Genomic DNA, 17,897 nt, shown 5'->3' on the forward strand with positions numbered 1-17,897 from the left:
TTCAGTTTTGAGGCCCTGTTATCAACTGCCCTCAGTGGCAGTTATTCACAGAGCTTAATCCACAGAAAAAGCGTTGGATGGCGGAAATTTGGGTACGACTGATCCGCTCAAGCAGAAAGAATCCGCTCAGCACTGGAGGTTGCGTTTCAGAAAAAAGAAGAGAACAGGCAGGCACGAATGGCCTGCCTGTGGAGAACGGAAGGACTATTTACCGATGCAGAAGCTGGAGAAAATTCGCCCTAGCAGATCATCAGAGCTGAAGGCTCCAGTGATTTCCCCAAGAGATTGCTGAGCTTGTCGCAAATCCTCCGCCAGCAGTTCGCCGGCACCGGCCAGTGTCAATTGCGAGCGTCCGTGTTCCAGGGAGTCACTGGCATGGCGCAAGGCCTCAAGGTGACGCCGGCGAGCGCTGAAGCTGCTCTCCGAGGTTTGCTCATATCCCATACAGGCCTTGAGGTGTTCACGCAGCAGTTCCAGGCCGACGCCTGCAGACTTGGCACTTAGACTGATGGTGACATGGCCATCGTCGCTGACATCCAGGGCCATCGCTTCCCCGGTCAAGTCAGCCTTGTTACGGATCAACGTGACTTTTGACGGATCTGGACGGGTTTCGAGGAATTCAGGCCACAAGGCGAAGGGATCAGCCGCTTCGGGAGCCGTGGCATCAACGACCAACAGCACGCGATCTGCCTCGCCAATAGCTTTCAATGCGCGCTCGACGCCGATTTTTTCCACATGATCGTCGGTATCGCGAAGGCCTGCGGTATCGACCACGTGCAGCGGCATGCCGTCGATGTGGATATGTTCGCGCAGGACGTCGCGGGTCGTGCCGGCAATTTCGGTCACAATGGCCGCTTCGCGACCGGCCAATGCGTTGAGCAGGCTGGATTTACCGGCATTCGGCCGACCGGCAATCACCACGGTCATACCGTCGCGCAGCAGGGCACCCTGCCCGGCCTCGCGCAAGACGGTGGATAACTCGTCTCGTACTTTATCGAGCATGCTCAGCACATGGCCATCGGCAAGGAAGTCGATCTCTTCTTCCGGAAAATCGATCGCCGCTTCGACGTAGATGCGCAGGCCGATAAGTTGTTCGGTGAGGTTATGCACACGCTGGGAAAATGCACCTTGCAACGAGCGCAGGGCGTTGCGTGCCGCCTGTGCAGAACTCGCCTCGATCAAGTCTGCGATTGCTTCGGCTTGGGCCAGGTCGAGTTTGTCATTGAGGAAGGCGCGTTCGCTGAATTCCCCCGGCCGGGCGAGACGGCAACCCAGTTCAAGGCAGCGTTTGAGCAGCATATCCAGAACGATAGGGCCGCCATGGCCCTGCAACTCCAGCACGTCTTCGCCGGTGAACGAGTTCGGTCCAGGAAAGTACAGTGCTATCCCCTGATCCAGCACCTCGTCGTTTTCACCGAGGAACGGACCATAATGGGCGTATCGCGGTTTGAGTTCGCGACCGCTGAAGGCCGTGGCCGCAACGCTGGCCAACGGCCCGGAAATACGGACAATGCCCACGCCGCCCCGACCTTGAGCAGTGGCGACCGCGGCAATGGTTTCACGAGGAGCGCTCATAAACCGGTATCCAGACAAAAGTGACAGATAGCAAAACGCCCCACTAGGGGGCGTTCTGAGTGGTTATCCACAGTGTAAATCAGGCAGTCGCTTTGGCAGCTGCTTCAATCTTACGAGTGATGTACCACTGTTGGGCGATCGACAAGCAGTTGTTCACTACCCAGTACAGCACCAGACCGGCCGGGAACCACAGGAAGAAGAAGGTGAAGATGATTGGCATCATCTTCATCACCTTGGCCTGCATCGGATCCGGTGGAGTCGGGTTCAGCTGCTGCTGGATGAACATGGTTGCGCCCATGATGATCGGCAGAATGAAGAACGGATCCTTGATCGACAGGTCAGTGATCCACAGCATGAACGGCGCTTGGCGCATTTCAACGCTTTCCAGCAGAACCCAGTACAACGAAAGGAAAACCGGCATCTGCACGAGGATTGGCAAGCAACCACCCAGCGGATTGATCTTCTCTTTCTTGTACAGCTCCATCATGGCTTGCGACATTTTCTGCCGGTCATCGCCATGTTGCTCTTTCAACGCAGCCAGTTTCGGTGCCACTGCACGCATGCGCGCCATGGATTTGTAGCTGGCAGCTGACAACGGGAAGAAGATCCCTTTGATCAGCATGGTCAGGAAAATGATCGACCAGCCCCAGTTACCCACAATGGCGTGGATATGTTGCAGTAACCAGAAGATAGGTTGAGCGATGAACCACAGAATGCCGTAGTCGACGGTCAGTTCAAGACCTGGGGACAACTCTTTCAGCACTGCCTGGCTTTTCGGACCGGCGTACAAAGTAGCGCTGGTTTCAGCCTTCGCACCCGGCGCAACGGTCAGAGATGGACCGGTGTAACCGATAATGTAGTTGCCTTTGCTGTCTTTACGGGTCTGGACGATGTTGTTTTCGCCCTTGGCCGGAATCCACGCGGTCACGAAGTAGTGTTGCAACCAGGCAACCCAACCACCGGTGACGGTTTCTTTCAGCTGAGCCTTGTCCATGTCGCTCATCGACACTTTCTTGTATGGCTCGTTACTTGTCCACAGGGCGGCGCCCAGGTAAGTCGCGGTGCCGGTGGCAGTGCTGGAAGACGGATCGGAGCTGGCGTCACGCTTCAATTGCGCGAACATCGCCCCGGACCAGGGCTGAGCGCTCTGGTTGTCGATCAGGTAGGAAACGGTTACGTCATACAGGCCGCGCTTCAGAGTGAAACGCTTGATGTAATTGACGCCGTCCTTGCTGAACTTCAGGTCCACGACCAATTGGTCCTGACCGTCAGCCAGTTGATAAATCTTCTTCTCCGAGGAGTAAACAGGACGACCGGCAGGACTTGCGTCCGGGCCGTTGCTGCCGATCAGGCCGCTTTGTGCCAGATAAGTGCGCTCGTTACCGTTGTCGAACAGCTGGAATGGAATTTCCGGATGGTCCTGACGACGTGGATACAGCGGCAGTTTCAGCTGGGCAACATCACCACCTTGTGGATCGACAGCCAGATCGAGCACATCCGTTTTGATCTGAATGAGATCGGTGCTTGCAGCTACCGGAGTTTCGGCAGGTGCACTGGTATCGTTTGCGGCGTGTGGAATGTCGTCACTGACGGACGCTTTATTGCCAGTTGCCGTATCCGGGAGACCCGGTGCGGTCGTACTGGAAGCAACATTCTGAGTCGGCAGGGCAGCCTGGCCATAATCCTGGTTCCATTTAAGAACCAGAACGTAGGACACGATTGCCAGGGCGACGATCAGGATCGTGCGTTTGATATCCATGATTACTCGGCCATCGAAGAAGAACGGGAGGTAGGGATAGGTGGAACCGGGTCATAACCACCGGGATTCCACGGATGACAGCGACCTAAACGACGAAAGGTCAGCCAGCCACCGCGCAGAAGGCCATGATTTTCGATGGCTTCCAACGCGTAGCAGGAACAACTGGGGTAGAAACGACAGTGACTGGCCATCAGGGGACTAATGGCATAGCGGTAAAACTGGATCGGAACGAGGGCCAGTTTACGCATCTGGACTGTCTACCCCTACAGTTTCGGTTTTGACTGCTGGTACCGGCGTGCTACGTGCCAGACGCTTCCAGAGTTTGCCGAAATGCTGAATCAATTCGGGGTTTTCTACGTCACCCAAACCTTTGCGCGCGACGATAACAATGTCCCAGCCGACCAGTAAATCCTGGTTGAGGCGAAACGATTCGCGCATCAGACGTTTGAGGCGATTGCGCTCGACGGAGAGCTTTACGCTCTTTTTCCCGATAACCAGCCCGAGACGGGGGTGATCAAGATCGTTGTTGCGCGCAAGGAGCAGGAGATTTTTCCCCGGAACCTTGCCGGTAGGGGAGTCAAAGACTGCCTTGAAATGCCGGGGTGTAAGCAGACGCTTTTCCCGACTGAAGTCCTGACTCACCTCCAGTGCCGGATTATCAAACTGCCAGACGCGCACGACCTTTGGCGCGACGACGCGACAGGACGGCACGACCGTTCTTGGTAGCCATGCGAGCACGGAAACCGTGGGTACGAGCGCGTTTGATAGTGCTTGGTTGGAAAGTACGTTTCATTGTCGTGTTACCTGGTTCGTCCACAACGGGCCGGAATGGCCCCCGTTTTAAGAGACCGGGGATTCTAGAGAAAGCAAGCCTCTAGGTCAATTTCCAACCAACGTTTCCTTATAAATAGATCTCCAGAGCGTCTGCCTGGACTCTGACCCTTCGCTAGACATAAAAATAAAGAAGGAAAGTATTTAAAGCTTTTCTGTAAAGCTTATAAAAGCTAGAGGCACGCTCGTCTGTGGATAACTGGCTTAAGACCTTATACTGCAAGCTGTACAGAGAATGACAACTACGGTGGAAAACCGTGTTAAGCCTGTGCTGCACTGTCGGAAAACCTGTGTGTGAAAAGTCGGTTTATCCACAGGCAGGTTATCCACCGAGTTTTGCCCCCAGTTGTGCAATGCCCTCAAGAGGGGTTATCCACAGAGCTTATGCACAGACCATTGGTCGTCTTTTTTTTGTATAAACCGCTGATTCTTCTTGGTCGATGCCCCACCTTCGTGTGGATAAGTCGGCGTCTGATCGTTACAATGGCCGCTTGTTTTTGCCTCACCGGCTTTCAACTTAGGGGATATCCGTGTCAGTGGAACTTTGGCAGCAGTGCGTGGAGCTTTTGCGCGATGAGCTGCCTGCCCAACAATTCAACACTTGGATCCGTCCACTACAGGTCGAAGCCGAAGGCGACGAGTTGCGTGTCTACGCGCCCAATCGTTTTGTCCTGGACTGGGTCAACGAAAAGTACCTGGGTCGCGTCCTGGAATTGCTGGATGAGCATGGCAACGGGATGGCGCCAGCGCTTTCCTTATTAATAGGCAGCAAACGCAGCTCGGCACCGCGTGCCGCTCCGAATGCCCCCCTGGCTGCCGCTGCAGCAGCTTCCCAGATACAGACAGCTTCGGCCCAGATCACTGCGCCGGCACCCGCACCGACAACGACTCAAACCAAGCGCGCAACGCAAAAAGTTGCCGAGGTCATTGAGGAAGAGCCGTCGCGTGACAGTTTCGACCCGATGGCGGGGGCCAGCTCGCAGCAGGCTCCGGTTCGGGCGGAACAACGCACTGTGCAGGTGGAAGGCGCGCTCAAGCACACCAGCTACCTGAACCGCACCTTTACCTTTGAAAACTTCGTTGAGGGTAAATCCAACCAACTGGCCCGGGCTGCGGCCTGGCAGGTCGCGGATAACCCCAAGCATGGCTATAACCCGCTCTTCCTTTATGGTGGCGTGGGCTTGGGTAAAACCCACTTGATGCATGCTGTGGGTAACCACCTATTAAAGAAGAACCCGAATGCCAAGGTTGTTTACCTGCATTCCGAGCGCTTCGTGGCGGACATGGTCAAGGCTTTGCAGCTGAACGCGATCAACGAATTCAAACGTTTCTACCGCTCGGTAGACGCTTTGCTTATCGACGACATTCAGTTCTTTGCTCGCAAGGAGCGCTCTCAGGAAGAGTTTTTCCACACCTTCAACGCCCTGCTTGAAGGTGGCCAGCAAGTCATTCTCACCAGTGACCGCTACCCGAAAGAAATCGAAGGCCTTGAAGAACGCCTGAAATCCCGCTTCGGCTGGGGCCTGACAGTAGCTGTCGAGCCGCCTGAGCTGGAAACCCGCGTGGCGATCCTGATGAAAAAGGCAGACCAGGCTAAAGTCGAGCTGCCCCACGACGCCGCGTTCTTCATTGCCCAGCGCATTCGCTCCAACGTCCGTGAACTCGAAGGCGCGCTCAAGCGTGTGATCGCTCACTCTCACTTCATGGGCCGCGACATCACCATCGAGTTGATTCGCGAATCTTTGAAGGATCTGTTGGCGCTGCAAGACAAATTGGTCTCTGTGGATAACATTCAGCGTACCGTCGCCGAGTACTACAAGATCAAGATCTCCGACTTGCTGTCCAAACGCCGTTCGCGTTCGGTCGCCCGTCCACGTCAGGTCGCCATGGCGTTGTCCAAGGAGCTGACCAACCACAGCCTGCCGGAAATTGGCGATGTGTTTGGCGGACGTGACCACACGACGGTTTTGCACGCCTGTCGCAAGATCAACGAACTTAAGGAATCCGACGCGGACATCCGCGAGGACTACAAGAACCTGCTGCGTACACTGACCACTTGATGAACACCAGCGCAGCTAATTAAGGCAAGGGACTAGACCATGCATTTCACCATTCAACGCGAAGCCCTGTTGAAACCCCTGCAACTGGTCGCAGGCGTCGTTGAGCGCCGACAGACCTTGCCGGTGCTCTCAAACGTGCTGCTGGTTGTCGAAGGCCAGCAACTGTCGCTGACCGGTACTGACCTGGAAGTCGAGCTGGTCGGTCGTGTTCAACTCGAAGAGCCCGCAGAACCAGGTTCCATCACCGTACCTGCGCGCAAGCTGATGGATATCTGCAAAAGCTTGCCTAACGATGCGCTGATCGACATCAAGGTGGACGAGCAAAAGCTTGTGGTGAAGGCCGGCCGTAGCCGTTTCACCCTGTCGACTTTGCCGGCCAATGACTTCCCGACGGTAGAAGAAGGCCCGGGTTCGCTGACCTGCAGCCTTGAACAAAGCAAGCTGCGTCGCTTGATCGAGCGAACCAGCTTCGCCATGGCCCAGCAGGATGTGCGCTACTACCTCAACGGCATGCTGCTGGAAGTCTCGGCCGGTGTGATTCGGGCCGTGGCCACTGACGGCCACCGCCTGGCCATGTGTTCGATGCAGGCTGATATCGGCCAGCCGGATCGCCATCAGGTCATCGTGCCACGCAAAGGCATTCTGGAACTGGCGCGTCTGCTGACTGAACCGGACGGCAACGTCAGCATCGTTCTGGGTCAGCACCACATTCGCGCTACCACCGGTGAATTTACTTTCACCTCCAAACTGGTCGACGGTAAGTTCCCGGATTACGAGCGTGTGTTGCCCAAGGGCGGTGACAAGCTGGTACTGGGGGATCGTCAGGCGTTGCGCGAAGCTTTCAGCCGAACCGCGATTCTGTCCAACGAGAAATACCGGGGTATCCGTCTGCAACTGGCCAATGGTCAGCTGAAGATCCAGGCGAACAACCCGGAGCAAGAGGAAGCGGAAGAAGAGGTGGGTGTTGAGTACAACGGCAGCTCCCTGGAAATCGGCTTCAACGTGAGCTACCTGCTCGACGTATTGGGCGTGATGACCACCGAGCAAGTTCGTCTGATCCTGTCCGACTCCAACAGCAGCGCGCTGGTGCAAGAGTCCGACAATGACGACTCGGCCTACGTTGTCATGCCGATGCGTCTGTAATCATGCTCAGCAGAAGCTAGATGTCCTTAAGTCGCGTCTCGGTCACCGCGGTGCGCAATCTGCACCCGGTGACCTTCTCCCCCTCCCCCAGAATCAATATTCTTTACGGCGCCAACGGCAGCGGCAAAACCAGTGTTCTGGAAGCCATCCACCTGCTGGGGCTTGCCCGTTCGTTTCGCAGCACCCGTCTGTTACCGGTCATTCAGTACGAGCAATTGGCATGCACAGTGTTCGGCCAGGTTGAGCTGGCTGAAGGTGGACATAGCGCCCTCGGTATATCGCGTGACCGCCAGGGGGAGTTCCAGATCCGTATCGACGGGCAAAACGCTCGCAGTGCTGCGCAGCTGGCCGAAATCCTGCCCCTGCAGTTGATCAACCCCGACAGTTTTCGCCTGCTCGAAGGTGCACCGAAGATTCGCCGACAGTTCCTCGACTGGGGTGTGTTCCACGTGGAACCACGGTTCATGTCCACCTGGCAGCGTTTGCAGAAGGCCCTGCGCCAGAGAAACTCTTGGCTGCGGCATGGTACACTTGACGCCGTTTCGCAAGCGGTTTGGGACAGGGAACTGTGCCAGGCCAGCGCTGAAATTGATGAATACCGCCGCGCTTATATCAAAGCCTTGAAGCCAGTCTTTGAACAGACCTTGAGCGAACTGGTTGAGCTCGAGGGCTTGACGCTCAGCTATTACCGAGGTTGGGACAAGGACCGTGAGCTGAGCGCTGTGCTCGCCGGTTCCCTTCAACGGGATCAGCAGATGGGGCATACCCAAGCCGGACCGCAACGCGCAGATTTGCGTCTCAGATTAGGCGCACATAATGCCGCGGACATCTTGTCTCGCGGACAGCAGAAGTTGGTGGTTTGCGCATTACGGATTGCTCAAGGGCATCTGGTCAGCCAGATCCGCCGCGGTCAGTGTATTTATCTGGTGGATGACCTGCCGTCCGAACTGGACGAGCACCACCGTCGCGCGCTTTGCCGCTTGTTGGAAGACTTACGCTGCCAGGTGTTTATCACCTGTGTAGATCACGAATTATTGAGGGAAGGCTGGCAGACGGAAACGCCAGTCGCTCTGTTCCACGTGGAACAGGGCCGTATCACCCAGACCCACGACCATCGGGAGTGAAGGCATTGAGCGAAGAAAATACGTACGACTCAACGAGCATTAAAGTGCTGAAAGGCCTGGATGCCGTACGCAAACGTCCCGGTATGTACATTGGCGACACCGATGATGGTAGCGGTCTGCACCACATGGTGTTCGAGGTGGTTGATAACTCGATCGACGAAGCGCTGGCCGGCCATTGCGACGACATCAGCATCATCATCCACCCGGATGAATCCATCACCGTTCGCGACAACGGCCGTGGTATCCCGGTAGACGTGCACAAAGAAGAAGGCGTATCGGCAGCCGAGGTCATCATGACCGTGCTGCACGCCGGCGGTAAGTTCGACGACAACTCCTACAAGGTTTCCGGCGGCCTGCACGGTGTAGGTGTGTCGGTGGTGAACGCCCTGTCTGAGGAGCTGGTCCTGACCGTTCGCCGTAGCGGCAAGATCTGGGAGCAGACCTACGTGCACGGTGTTCCGCAGGAGCCGATGAAAATTGTCGGCGACAGCGAAACCACCGGTACCCAGATTCACTTCAAGGCTTCCAGCGAAACCTTCAAGAACATCCACTTCAGCTGGGACATCCTGGCCAAGCGGATTCGTGAACTGTCCTTCCTCAACTCCGGTGTCGGCATCGTCCTCAAGGACGAGCGCAGCGGCAAGGAAGAACTGTTCAAATACGAAGGCGGCCTGCGTGCATTCGTTGAATACCTGAACACCAACAAGACCCCGGTCAACCAGGTGTTCCACTTCAACATCCAGCGTGAAGACGGCATCGGCGTGGAAATCGCCCTGCAGTGGAACGACAGCTTCAACGAGAACCTGTTGTGCTTCACCAACAACATTCCTCAGCGCGATGGCGGTACTCACCTGGTGGGTTTCCGTTCCGCGCTGACGCGTAACCTGAACACCTACATCGAAGCCGAAGGCCTGGCGAAGAAGCACAAGGTCGCGACCACCGGTGACGATGCCCGTGAAGGCCTGACAGCGATCATTTCGGTGAAGGTGCCGGATCCGAAGTTCAGCTCCCAGACCAAAGACAAGCTGGTGTCTTCTGAAGTGAAGACCGCGGTCGAACAGGAAATGGGTAAGTACTTCTCCGACTTCCTGCTGGAAAACCCGAACGAAGCCAAGCTGGTCGTCGGCAAGATGATCGACGCTGCTCGTGCCCGTGAAGCGGCGCGCAAGGCACGTGAGATGACCCGCCGCAAAGGCGCCCTGGACATCGCCGGCCTGCCGGGCAAACTGGCTGACTGCCAGGAAAAGGACCCTGCCCTTTCCGAACTGTACCTCGTGGAAGGTGACTCTGCTGGCGGTTCCGCCAAGCAGGGTCGTAACCGTAAGACTCAGGCGATTCTGCCGCTCAAGGGTAAAATCCTGAACGTCGAGAAGGCGCGTTTCGACAAGATGATCTCTTCCCAGGAAGTGGGCACCTTGATCACAGCGCTGGGCTGTGGCATCGGTCGCGAAGAGTACAACATCGATAAGCTGCGTTATCACAACATCATCATCATGACCGATGCTGACGTCGACGGTTCGCACATCCGTACCCTGCTGCTGACCTTCTTCTTCCGTCAGCTGCCTGAGCTGATCGAGCGTGGCTACATCTATATCGCTCAGCCACCGCTGTATAAGGTCAAGAAAGGCAAGCAAGAGCAATACATCAAAGACGACGACGCCATGGAAGAGTACATGACGCAGTCGGCCCTGGAAGATGCAAGCCTGCACCTGAACGAAGATGCACCGGGTATTTCCGGTGAAGCCCTTGAGCGCCTGGTGAATGACTTCCGTCTGGTGATGAAGACCCTCAAGCGCCTGTCACGCCTGTACCCACAGGAACTGACCGAGCACTTCATCTACCTGCCGGCCGTCAGCCTGGAGCAGCTGTCCGATCACGCAGCGATGCAGGATTGGCTGGCCCAGTACGAAGTCCGTCTGCGCACCGTCGAGAAGTCGGGCCTGGTGTACAAGGCGAGCCTGCGTGAAGACCGCGAACGTAATGTCTGGCTGCCAGAGGTCGAACTGATCTCCCACGGCCTGTCGAACTACGTCACGTTCAACCGCGACTTCTTCGGCAGCAATGACTACAAAACCGTTGTTTCCCTCGGGGCTCAGTTGAGCACCCTGCTGGACGACGGCGCGTACATCCAGCGTGGCGAGCGCAAGAAGGCGGTCACCGAGTTCAAGGAAGCCCTTGACTGGCTGATGGCAGAAAGCACCAAGCGCCACACCATCCAGCGATACAAAGGACTGGGTGAGATGAACCCGGACCAGCTGTGGGAAACCACCATGGACCCAAGCGTTCGCCGGATGCTCAAAGTGACCATCGAAGACGCCATTGGCGCCGACCAGATCTTCAACACCCTCATGGGGGATGCGGTCGAACCTCGCCGTGACTTCATCGAAAGCAACGCCCTGGCGGTTTCCAACCTGGACTTCTGATTCAGATTGCCCGCCAAATAAAAAAGGCCAACGTTCAAGCGTTGGCCTTTTTTATTGTGTGCAAGGTCGCAATCTGGTTTGCACTTCGCGATGGAAACGGTCTGAGCACAGGTATAAAAAAACCGGCTATATCAGCCGGTTTTTTTGCGCCCGAAAAAAACTTATGCACGTTTTTCGGAAATTTATCGGTTTATGAAATATGTATATAAATCAATAATTTATGATTGAGATACAGCATTTTTCTCAAAAACGGTACACAGGTTATCCACAGAAACTCAAACGGCCACCTGATCGTTGGAAACCGGAGCTTGCGGCGTCGGTGGGAGCGAGCCCATTTCCCGTTGCATCTGCTCGTTCCAGGCCTGGACCCGGTCGTTCAAATCGGCAATGGCGCGCGGTCCGCTGCCTTCGGCAAACATCGGTGCGCCAATGATCACGGTAATCACACCCTGCTTCTTTGCCCAACCGGTCTTGGGCCAGAACTTCCCGGCATTGTGCGCAATCGGCAGCACGGGCAACTCTGCATTGACCGCCAGCGCAGTCCCGCCCCGGGAGAACTTGCCGATAGTGCCGTAAGGAACGCGCGTGCCTTCGGGGAAGATCAGCACCCAGACGTTGTCCTTGAGCAGCTCGTCGCCCTTCTTCGCCACGTGCTTGAGTGCGGCTTTCGGATTGTCACGGTCGATGGCGATCGGACGCAGCATGGCCATGGCCCAGCCAAAGAACGGCACATACAACAACTCACGTTTGAGCACCTGGCTCAACGGTTCGAAATACGCCGAGAGAAAGAACGTTTCCCAAGTGCTCTGGTGATTCGATTGAATCACGCAGGGCCGGTCAGGCACGTTCTCGGCGCCCTTCACTTCGTAGCGGATACCGAGGAACACCTTGCTCAGCCACAAGGCGCAGCGGCACCAGTACACATTGATGAAGCGATAGCGCGCCTTGAACGGGAGAAAGGGCGCGATAAAAAAGCTCAGGCTGCACCACAGCAAAGAGCTGGTGCCCAGCAGCAGGTAAAAGAGGAAGGTTCTGATGGCCTGCAGTATCGACATGGCGACGTTTACCGTTACGGGCACTGCCCGACTGTTCAAGCGCACTCCCGAACTGTCGAAAGCGCTCTAATTGTGGATAAGTTCTGCGGCAATCGCCGCCAGATCATCGAAAATCAATGTGCCTGCCGGTAGGGTCTTGCCCAAAGTCTTTTCGCCTTTCCCGGTCTTTACCAAAACTGGCTGAGAATCGACGGCTTTGGCGGCTTCCAGGTCACCGAGACTATCGCCGACGAACCATAGATCAGTCAGCGACACGTTGTAATGTGCGGCGATGTTTTTCAACATTCCGGGTTTTGGCTTGCGGCAATCGCAACCGTCGTCCGGCCCGTGCGGGCAATAGACGATCAGCCCGACTTCACCACCCTGCTGCGCCACCAGCGAGCGCAAGCGCTCGTGCATGGCGTCCAGGGTGGCGATGTCGTAATAGCCGCGAGCGATGCCCGACTGGTTGGTAGCGACCGCTACCGTCCAGCCGGCCTTGCTCAACTGCGCGATGGCTTCGATCGAACCGGGAAGTGGAATCCACTCCTCCACCGACTTGATGTAAGCGTCGGAGTCATAATTGATCACTCCGTCCCGATCGAGAATCAGCAGTTTCAAACAGACTTACCCCAGCAACGAAATATCGGCGACGCCGAGGAACAAGCCACGCAGACGCGCCAGCAGCGCATAGCGGTTGGCGCGGACCTTGGCATCCTCAGCGTTGACCATCACCGCTTCGAAGAACGCATCCACCGGTTCACGCAGGGCGGCCAGACGTGCCAGCGACTCGCTGTACTGACGTGCCGCGGCCATTGGCTGAACAGCCTGGTCTGCCTGCTGGATCGCCGAGTACAGGGAGAACTCGTTGGCATTGTCGAAGTACTTGGCTTCCACGACCGTCGGCACGGAGCCTTCGACCTTGCTCAGCAGGTTCGACACACGCTTGTTCACGGCCGCCAGGGCTGCGGCTTCCGGCAATTTGCGGAACGCCTCCACCGCTTGCACGCGCTGGTCGAAGTCCAGGGCCGAACCCGGCTTCAGGGCGCGTACCGACAGGTAGGTCGCGACATCAACACCTTCGTCTTCGTAACGCGCACGCAGGCGGTCGAAGATGAACTCCAGCACCGCGTCGTTGAGGCCGGCTGCCTTGACCTTGGCGCCAAATGCATTCACAGCGAAAGCCACGGCATCGTTCAGATCCAGATCCAGTTGTTTCTCGATCAGGATGCGCAGCACACCAAGTGCGGCACGGCGCAGGGCGTATGGGTCTTTACTGCCGGTAGGCAGCATGCCGATGCCGAAGATGCCGACCAGTGTATCGAGCTTGTCGGCGATGGCCACGGCCGCACCGGTCAGGGTGGACGGCAGTTCAGCGCCGGCACCGCGCGGCATGTACTGCTCGTTCAGGGCCAGTGCGACATCTTCCGGCTCGCCATCGTTGAGGGCGTAGTAGTAGCCGGCGACACCTTGCATTTCCGGGAACTCGCCGACCATTTCGGTCGCCAGGTCGCACTTGGACAGCAAGCCTGCACGAGCAGCCCAGGAAGCGTTACCGCCAATGCGCGCGGCAATGTAAGCGGCGAGTTTGGAAACACGTTCGGCCTTGTCATAGACGCTGCCGAGTTTTTCCTGGAACACCACGTTTTGCAGGCGCTGGTTGAAGTCTTCGAGTTTCTGCTTCTTGTCTTGCTTGAAGAAGAACTCGGCGTCGGTCAGGCGTGGGCGAACCACTTTCTCGTTACCGGCGATGATCTGCTGCGGGTCCTTGCTCTCGATGTTGGCCACGGTAATGAAACGTGGCAGCAACTTGCCGTCGACATCCAGCAGGCAGAAGTACTTCTGGTTGTCCTGCATGGTGGTGATCAGGGCTTCTTGCGGTACATCGAGGAAGCGTTCTTCGAACGAGCACACCAGCGGCACCGGCCACTCGACCAGCGCGGTCACTTCGTCGAGCAGGTCCGGTGGCACGATGGCGGTGCCTTCCTGGCGGGTTGCCAGCTCTTCGGTGCGCTTGCTGATGATCTCGCGACGCTCGTTGGCATCGGCCAACACGTAAGCGGCACGCAGATCGGCCAGGTAGCTGGACGGCGAACCGATACGCACGCTTTCCGGGTGGTGGAAGCGGTGACCACGGGAGTCGCGACCGGCCTTCTGGGCGAGAATGGTGCAATCGATGACCTGGTCACCGAGCAGCATCACCAGCCATTGGGTCGGGCGAACGAATTCTTCCTTGCGCGCGCCCCAGCGCATGCGCTTGGGAATCGGCAGGTCGTTCAGCGAATCTTCGACGATGGTCGGCAGCAGGCTCGCGGTCGGCTTGCCGGCGATGCTTTGGCTGTAGCGCAGTTTCGGGCCGCTCTGATCGATTTCGCTCAGGTCGACGCCGCACTTCTTGGCAAAGCCCAGTGCCGCTTGAGTCGGATTGCCTTCGGCATCGAAGGCGGCCTGGCGTGGCGGGCCATCCAGGTTGATGCTGCGATCCGGCTGTTCGGTGGCCAGCGAGGTGATCAGCACGGCCAGGCGACGTGGCGCCGCGTAAACGGTTTTGGTCTCGTAGTTCAGGCCGGCGGCTTGCAGGCCCTTATCGATACCGGCAAGGAACGCCTCGGCCAGGGTGTTCAGGGCTTTGGGTGGCAGTTCTTCAGTGCCCAATTCAACCAGAAAATCCAGAGCACTCATTGTGCAGCCTCCAGCTTGGCCAGTACTTCGTCACGCAGGTCCGGGGTCGCCATCGGGAAGCCCAGCTTGGCGCGCGCCAGCAGGTAGGCTTGCGCAACGGAACGCGCCAGGGTGCGAACACGCAGGATGTATTGTTGACGCGCAGTCACGGAAATCGCCCGGCGCGCATCCAGCAGGTTGAAAGTATGGGAAGCCTTCAACACCATTTCGTAGCTCGGCAACGGCAGCGGCTGGTCGAGTTCGATCAGGCGCTTGGCTTCGCTTTCATAGAAATCGAACAGTTCGAACAGCTTCTCGACGTTGGCGTGCTCGAAGTTGTAGGTCGACTGCTCCACTTCGTTCTGGTGGAACACATCGCCGTAGGTCACCTTGCCGAATGGACCGTCAGCCCAGACCAGGTCGTAGACCGAGTCCACGCCTTGCAGGTACATGGCCAGGCGTTCCAGACCGTAAGTGATCTCGCCGGTTACCGGATAGCACTCGATGCCGCCCGCTTGCTGGAAGTAAGTGAACTGGGTCACTTCCATGCCGTTGAGCCAGACTTCCCAGCCCAGACCCCAGGCGCCGAGGGTCGGCGATTCCCAGTTGTCTTCGACGAAGCGGATGTCATGCACCAATGGGTCCAGGCCCACGTGCTTGAGGGAACCCAGGTACAGTTCCTGGAAGTTGTCCGGGTTCGGCTTCAGGACAACCTGGAACTGGTAGTAGTGCTGCAGACGGTTCGGGTTTTCGCCGTAGCGGCCGTCAGTCGGGCGACGGCTTGGCTGCACGTAGGCGGCGTTCCAGGTTTCCGGGCCAATGGCGCGCAGGAATGTAGCGGTGTGGAAAGTGCCGGCGCCTACTTCCATATCGTAGGGCTGAAGTACCACACAACCTTGCTCGGCCCAGTATTGCTGGAGGGCGAGGATCAAGTCTTGGAAGGTACGCACGGCTGGCGTAGGCTGGCTCACGAAATTCACCTGTTTCTTGGGCTGCGATTTAAAGAGCGGGAGTATACCCGATTCATTGCTGCGCACGCCCCCTGGAGCCTTATGCCACGCTGCTTTTGGTGTTCCGAAGATCCGCTGTACATGGCTTATCACGATCAGGAGTGGGGCACGCCGCTACGCGATGCGCAGGGTTTGTTCGAGTTGCTTTTGCTCGAAGGGTTCCAGGCCGGCCTTTCCTGGATCACCGTGTTGCGCAAACGCGAGCATTATCGCCAGGTGATGTACGGCTTCGATGTGCAGCGCGTGGCACAGATGAGCGACGCGGAAATCGATGAATTGATGCTCGACCCGGGCATCATCCGCAACCGCCTCAAGCTCAACGCGGCCCGGCGCAATGCCCAGGCCTGGCTGGCGCTGGAAGACCCGGTGGCGTTTCTCTGGTCCTTTGTCGGGGATGTGCCGAAGATCAATCATTTCAAGGATCGCAGCGAAGTGCCGGCTGTCACGCCAGAGGCGGTGGAGATGAGCAAAGGCTTGAAAAAAGCCGGCTTCACCTTCGTAGGGCCAACCATTTGTTATGCGTTGATGCAGGCTTCGGGCATGGTCATGGATCACACGCAGGATTGCGATCGCTACGCGATGCTGGCCAACGGCGGTTAGAATAGCCGCCTCGCGCACAGCACAAGATCAGGAGTGACCTGTGGATAAGTTTAAAGGCGCCTTGCTGGTAGGCGCTCTGCGGCTGTTTGCCCTGCTCCCTTGGCGGGCAGTGCAGGCTGTCGGCTCGGCGATTGGCTGGGTGATGTGGAAAACCCCCAACCGCTCCCGCGACGTGGTGCGGATCAACCTCTCCAAATGCTTTCCGGACATGGACCCCGCCGAACGCGAGCGTCTGGTCGGCCAGAGCCTGAAAGATATCGGCAAGTCCCTGACTGAAAGCGCCTGCGCCTGGATTTGGCCGGCCCAGCGTTCCATCGACCTGGTGCGCGAAGTCGAAGGCCTCGACGTGTTAAAGGACGCCCTAGCCTCCGGCAAAGGCGTCGTTGGCATCACCAGTCACCTGGGCAACTGGGAAGTGCTCAACCATTTCTATTGCAGCCAGTGCAAACCCATCATTTTCTACCGCCCGCCAAAATTGAAGGCGGTGGATGAATTGCTGCAAAAGCAGCGCGTACAACTGGGCAACAAGGTGGCCGCGTCCACCAAGGAAGGCATCCTCAGCGTCATCAAGGAAGTGCGCAAAGGTGGTGCAGTGGGCATTCCCGCTGACCCGGAACCGGCTGAATCCGCCGGGATTTTCGTGCCGTTCTTCGCCACTCAGGCACTGACCAGCAAGTTCGTACCGAACATGCTCGCCGGCGGCAAAGCGGTCGGTGTGTTCCTGCATGCGCTGCGGCTACCGGACGGTTCGGGCTACAAGGTGATCCTGGAAGCTGCGCCAGAGGCCATGTACAGCACCGATACCGCAACGTCCTGTGCCGCGATGAGTCAGGTGGTAGAGCGCTATGTGCGGGCGTATCCGAGCCAATACATGTGGAGCATGAAGCGCTTCAAGAAGCGTCCTCCGGGTGAGGAGCGCTGGTACTGAGTCGGTTGGCACGATCTGTGGATAACCTTGATGTCTGGGTTATCCACAACCGTTCATTCAAGGGCGCAGAAGATGTCCGAACAACGCAAATCATTTCGCATCAAGATTACTCACGAAAGCTTCGGCGAATGCCTGGGCCAGACGCGCAACCTGTCGACCACGGGGGTCTACGTCAAGCATTCGGTATTGTCGACGCTGCCTAGAGGCGCAGTGGTTTACGGGCAAGTCCAGGACTTACCCACAGGTGCTCCGCGGGTGCGCATGGAAGTGGTGCAAGTCGATGCCGAGGGTATTGGCCTGCGCTACCTCTGATCAGGGCGCTTGACGATCGAGCTTCTTCAAAAACACCGTCATCTCCTTCTCGGCCTGCTTGTCGCCGTGGTTTCGAGCGGCTTCCAGACCTTTCTCCCAGGCCTGACGCGCAGCGGCATAATCCGCCAGCGCCAGATGGGCCTTGCCCAATAGCTTCCAGGCGGCAGAATACTTAGGATCGATCTCGACGCAGCGCTGAAAATGTTCCACAGCCTTGGCGTTCTCCCCCAGATCCAGATAACCCTTGCCCAGGCCGAAGCGCAGCAATGAGTTATCCACACCCTTGGCGAGCATTTTTTCCAGGGATTCGATCATGGTGGATTCCTTATTCGGGTGTATCAGGAAAGGATCTGATTTCGGTGAGGCCGCCTTCGCGAGCAGGCTCGCTCCCACAGTTGATCTTCAGTGACCACAAATGTTGTGTACAGCCGAAAACC

17 protein-coding genes are annotated in these 17,897 nt (G+C 57.4%); 7 read left to right on the top strand and 10 right to left on the bottom strand.

Annotated features, from left to right (window positions below):
• Window positions 1-204: 204 nt before the first annotated feature.
• The 5 genes from mnmE to rpmH all read right to left on the bottom strand — a co-directional run bounded on the left by mnmE (window position 205) and on the right by rpmH (window position 4,127).
• Window positions 205-1,575, bottom strand: a complete 1,371-nt coding sequence (mnmE, locus tag ACW9HW_RS02665; RefSeq protein ID WP_095194528.1) for a tRNA uridine-5-carboxymethylaminomethyl(34) synthesis GTPase MnmE — start codon at window positions 1,573-1,575, stop codon at window positions 205-207.
• Between the two features lie 79 nt (window positions 1,576-1,654).
• Complete coding sequence (gene yidC, locus ACW9HW_RS02670; protein WP_095194527.1) at window positions 1,655-3,334, bottom strand: membrane protein insertase YidC; 1,680 nt, start codon at window positions 3,332-3,334, stop codon at window positions 1,655-1,657.
• A gap of 2 nt (window positions 3,335-3,336) precedes the next feature.
• Window positions 3,337-3,582, bottom strand: coding sequence for a membrane protein insertion efficiency factor YidD (gene yidD / locus ACW9HW_RS02675; protein WP_010207715.1), 246 nt, complete (start codon window positions 3,580-3,582; stop codon window positions 3,337-3,339).
• Window positions 3,575-3,976 (bottom strand): ribonuclease P protein component, encoded by a 402-nt coding sequence (rnpA, locus tag ACW9HW_RS02680; RefSeq protein WP_197677877.1) that lies wholly within the window; start codon window positions 3,974-3,976, stop codon window positions 3,575-3,577. Before rnpA ends, yidD begins: the two co-directional genes overlap by 8 nt.
• Before the next feature lie 16 nt (window positions 3,977-3,992).
• Window positions 3,993-4,127 carry a 50S ribosomal protein L34 gene (gene rpmH, locus ACW9HW_RS02685; protein WP_003213577.1) on the bottom strand — a complete coding sequence of 45 codons (135 nt, stop codon included), beginning with the start codon at window positions 4,125-4,127 and terminating at the stop codon, window positions 3,993-3,995.
• A 568-nt stretch (window positions 4,128-4,695) separates the two neighbouring features.
• Between rpmH and dnaA the strand changes: the two genes are divergently transcribed.
• From dnaA to gyrB, 4 genes are read left to right on the top strand one after another with little or no spacing between them, the layout of a single operon-like run.
• Window positions 4,696-6,225 (top strand): chromosomal replication initiator protein DnaA, encoded by a 1,530-nt coding sequence (dnaA, locus tag ACW9HW_RS02690; protein ID WP_095194526.1) that lies wholly within the window; start codon window positions 4,696-4,698, stop codon window positions 6,223-6,225.
• Window positions 6,226-6,264: 39 nt separating this feature from the next.
• Window positions 6,265-7,368: a DNA polymerase III subunit beta gene (gene dnaN / locus ACW9HW_RS02695; protein WP_095194525.1), complete on the top strand. Its 1,104-nt coding sequence runs from the start codon at window positions 6,265-6,267 to the stop codon at window positions 7,366-7,368.
• A 20-nt stretch (window positions 7,369-7,388) separates the two neighbouring features.
• Window positions 7,389-8,492 carry a DNA replication/repair protein RecF gene (gene recF, locus ACW9HW_RS02700; protein WP_095194524.1) on the top strand — a complete coding sequence of 368 codons (1,104 nt, stop codon included), beginning with the start codon at window positions 7,389-7,391 and terminating at the stop codon, window positions 8,490-8,492.
• A 5-nt stretch (window positions 8,493-8,497) separates the two neighbouring features.
• A complete protein-coding gene (gene gyrB / locus ACW9HW_RS02705) occupies window positions 8,498-10,915 on the top strand; it encodes a DNA topoisomerase (ATP-hydrolyzing) subunit B (RefSeq protein ID WP_095194652.1) in 2,418 nt (805 codons plus the stop codon).
• A 275-nt stretch (window positions 10,916-11,190) separates the two neighbouring features.
• On the opposite strand, the gene ACW9HW_RS02710 is transcribed toward gyrB, so the two are convergent.
• The 4 genes from ACW9HW_RS02710 to glyQ all read right to left on the bottom strand — a co-directional run bounded on the left by ACW9HW_RS02710 (window position 11,191) and on the right by glyQ (window position 15,581).
• Window positions 11,191-11,970: a lysophospholipid acyltransferase family protein gene (locus ACW9HW_RS02710; protein WP_095194523.1), complete on the bottom strand. Its 780-nt coding sequence runs from the start codon at window positions 11,968-11,970 to the stop codon at window positions 11,191-11,193.
• Window positions 11,971-12,036: 66 nt separating this feature from the next.
• Window positions 12,037-12,570, bottom strand: a complete 534-nt coding sequence (gmhB, locus tag ACW9HW_RS02715) for a D-glycero-beta-D-manno-heptose 1,7-bisphosphate 7-phosphatase (protein WP_095194522.1) — start codon at window positions 12,568-12,570, stop codon at window positions 12,037-12,039.
• Between the two features lie 6 nt (window positions 12,571-12,576).
• Window positions 12,577-14,631, bottom strand: a complete 2,055-nt coding sequence (gene glyS / locus ACW9HW_RS02720) for a glycine--tRNA ligase subunit beta (RefSeq protein ID WP_095194521.1) — start codon at window positions 14,629-14,631, stop codon at window positions 12,577-12,579.
• Entirely contained in the window at window positions 14,628-15,581 is a 954-nt protein-coding gene (glyQ, locus tag ACW9HW_RS02725; RefSeq protein ID WP_003213601.1) for a glycine--tRNA ligase subunit alpha, read from the bottom strand. The genes glyS and glyQ overlap by 4 nt, the downstream gene beginning before the upstream one ends.
• 81 nt (window positions 15,582-15,662) lie before the next feature.
• On the opposite strand from glyQ, the gene tag reads away from it, so the two are divergent.
• The 3 genes from tag (at window position 15,663) to ACW9HW_RS02740 (ending at window position 17,460) form a co-directional block, all read left to right on the top strand.
• On the top strand, window positions 15,663-16,220 hold the full coding sequence (gene tag / locus ACW9HW_RS02730; RefSeq protein ID WP_095194520.1) for a DNA-3-methyladenine glycosylase I: 558 nt from the start codon (window positions 15,663-15,665) through the stop codon (window positions 16,218-16,220).
• A 40-nt stretch (window positions 16,221-16,260) separates the two neighbouring features.
• Entirely contained in the window at window positions 16,261-17,148 is an 888-nt protein-coding gene (locus ACW9HW_RS02735) for a lysophospholipid acyltransferase (RefSeq protein WP_095194519.1), read from the top strand.
• A 72-nt stretch (window positions 17,149-17,220) separates the two neighbouring features.
• Window positions 17,221-17,460, top strand: coding sequence for a PilZ domain-containing protein (locus ACW9HW_RS02740; protein ID WP_457398132.1), 240 nt, complete (start codon window positions 17,221-17,223; stop codon window positions 17,458-17,460).
• Here the strand turns inward: ACW9HW_RS02740 and ACW9HW_RS02745 are convergent, their stop codons facing one another.
• Window positions 17,461-17,775: a tetratricopeptide repeat protein gene (locus tag ACW9HW_RS02745; protein ID WP_457398137.1), complete on the bottom strand. Its 315-nt coding sequence runs from the start codon at window positions 17,773-17,775 to the stop codon at window positions 17,461-17,463.
• Window positions 17,776-17,897: the final 122 nt, after the last annotated feature.

It is taken from the genome of Pseudomonas sp. SDO5532_S415 (assembly GCF_054071155.1).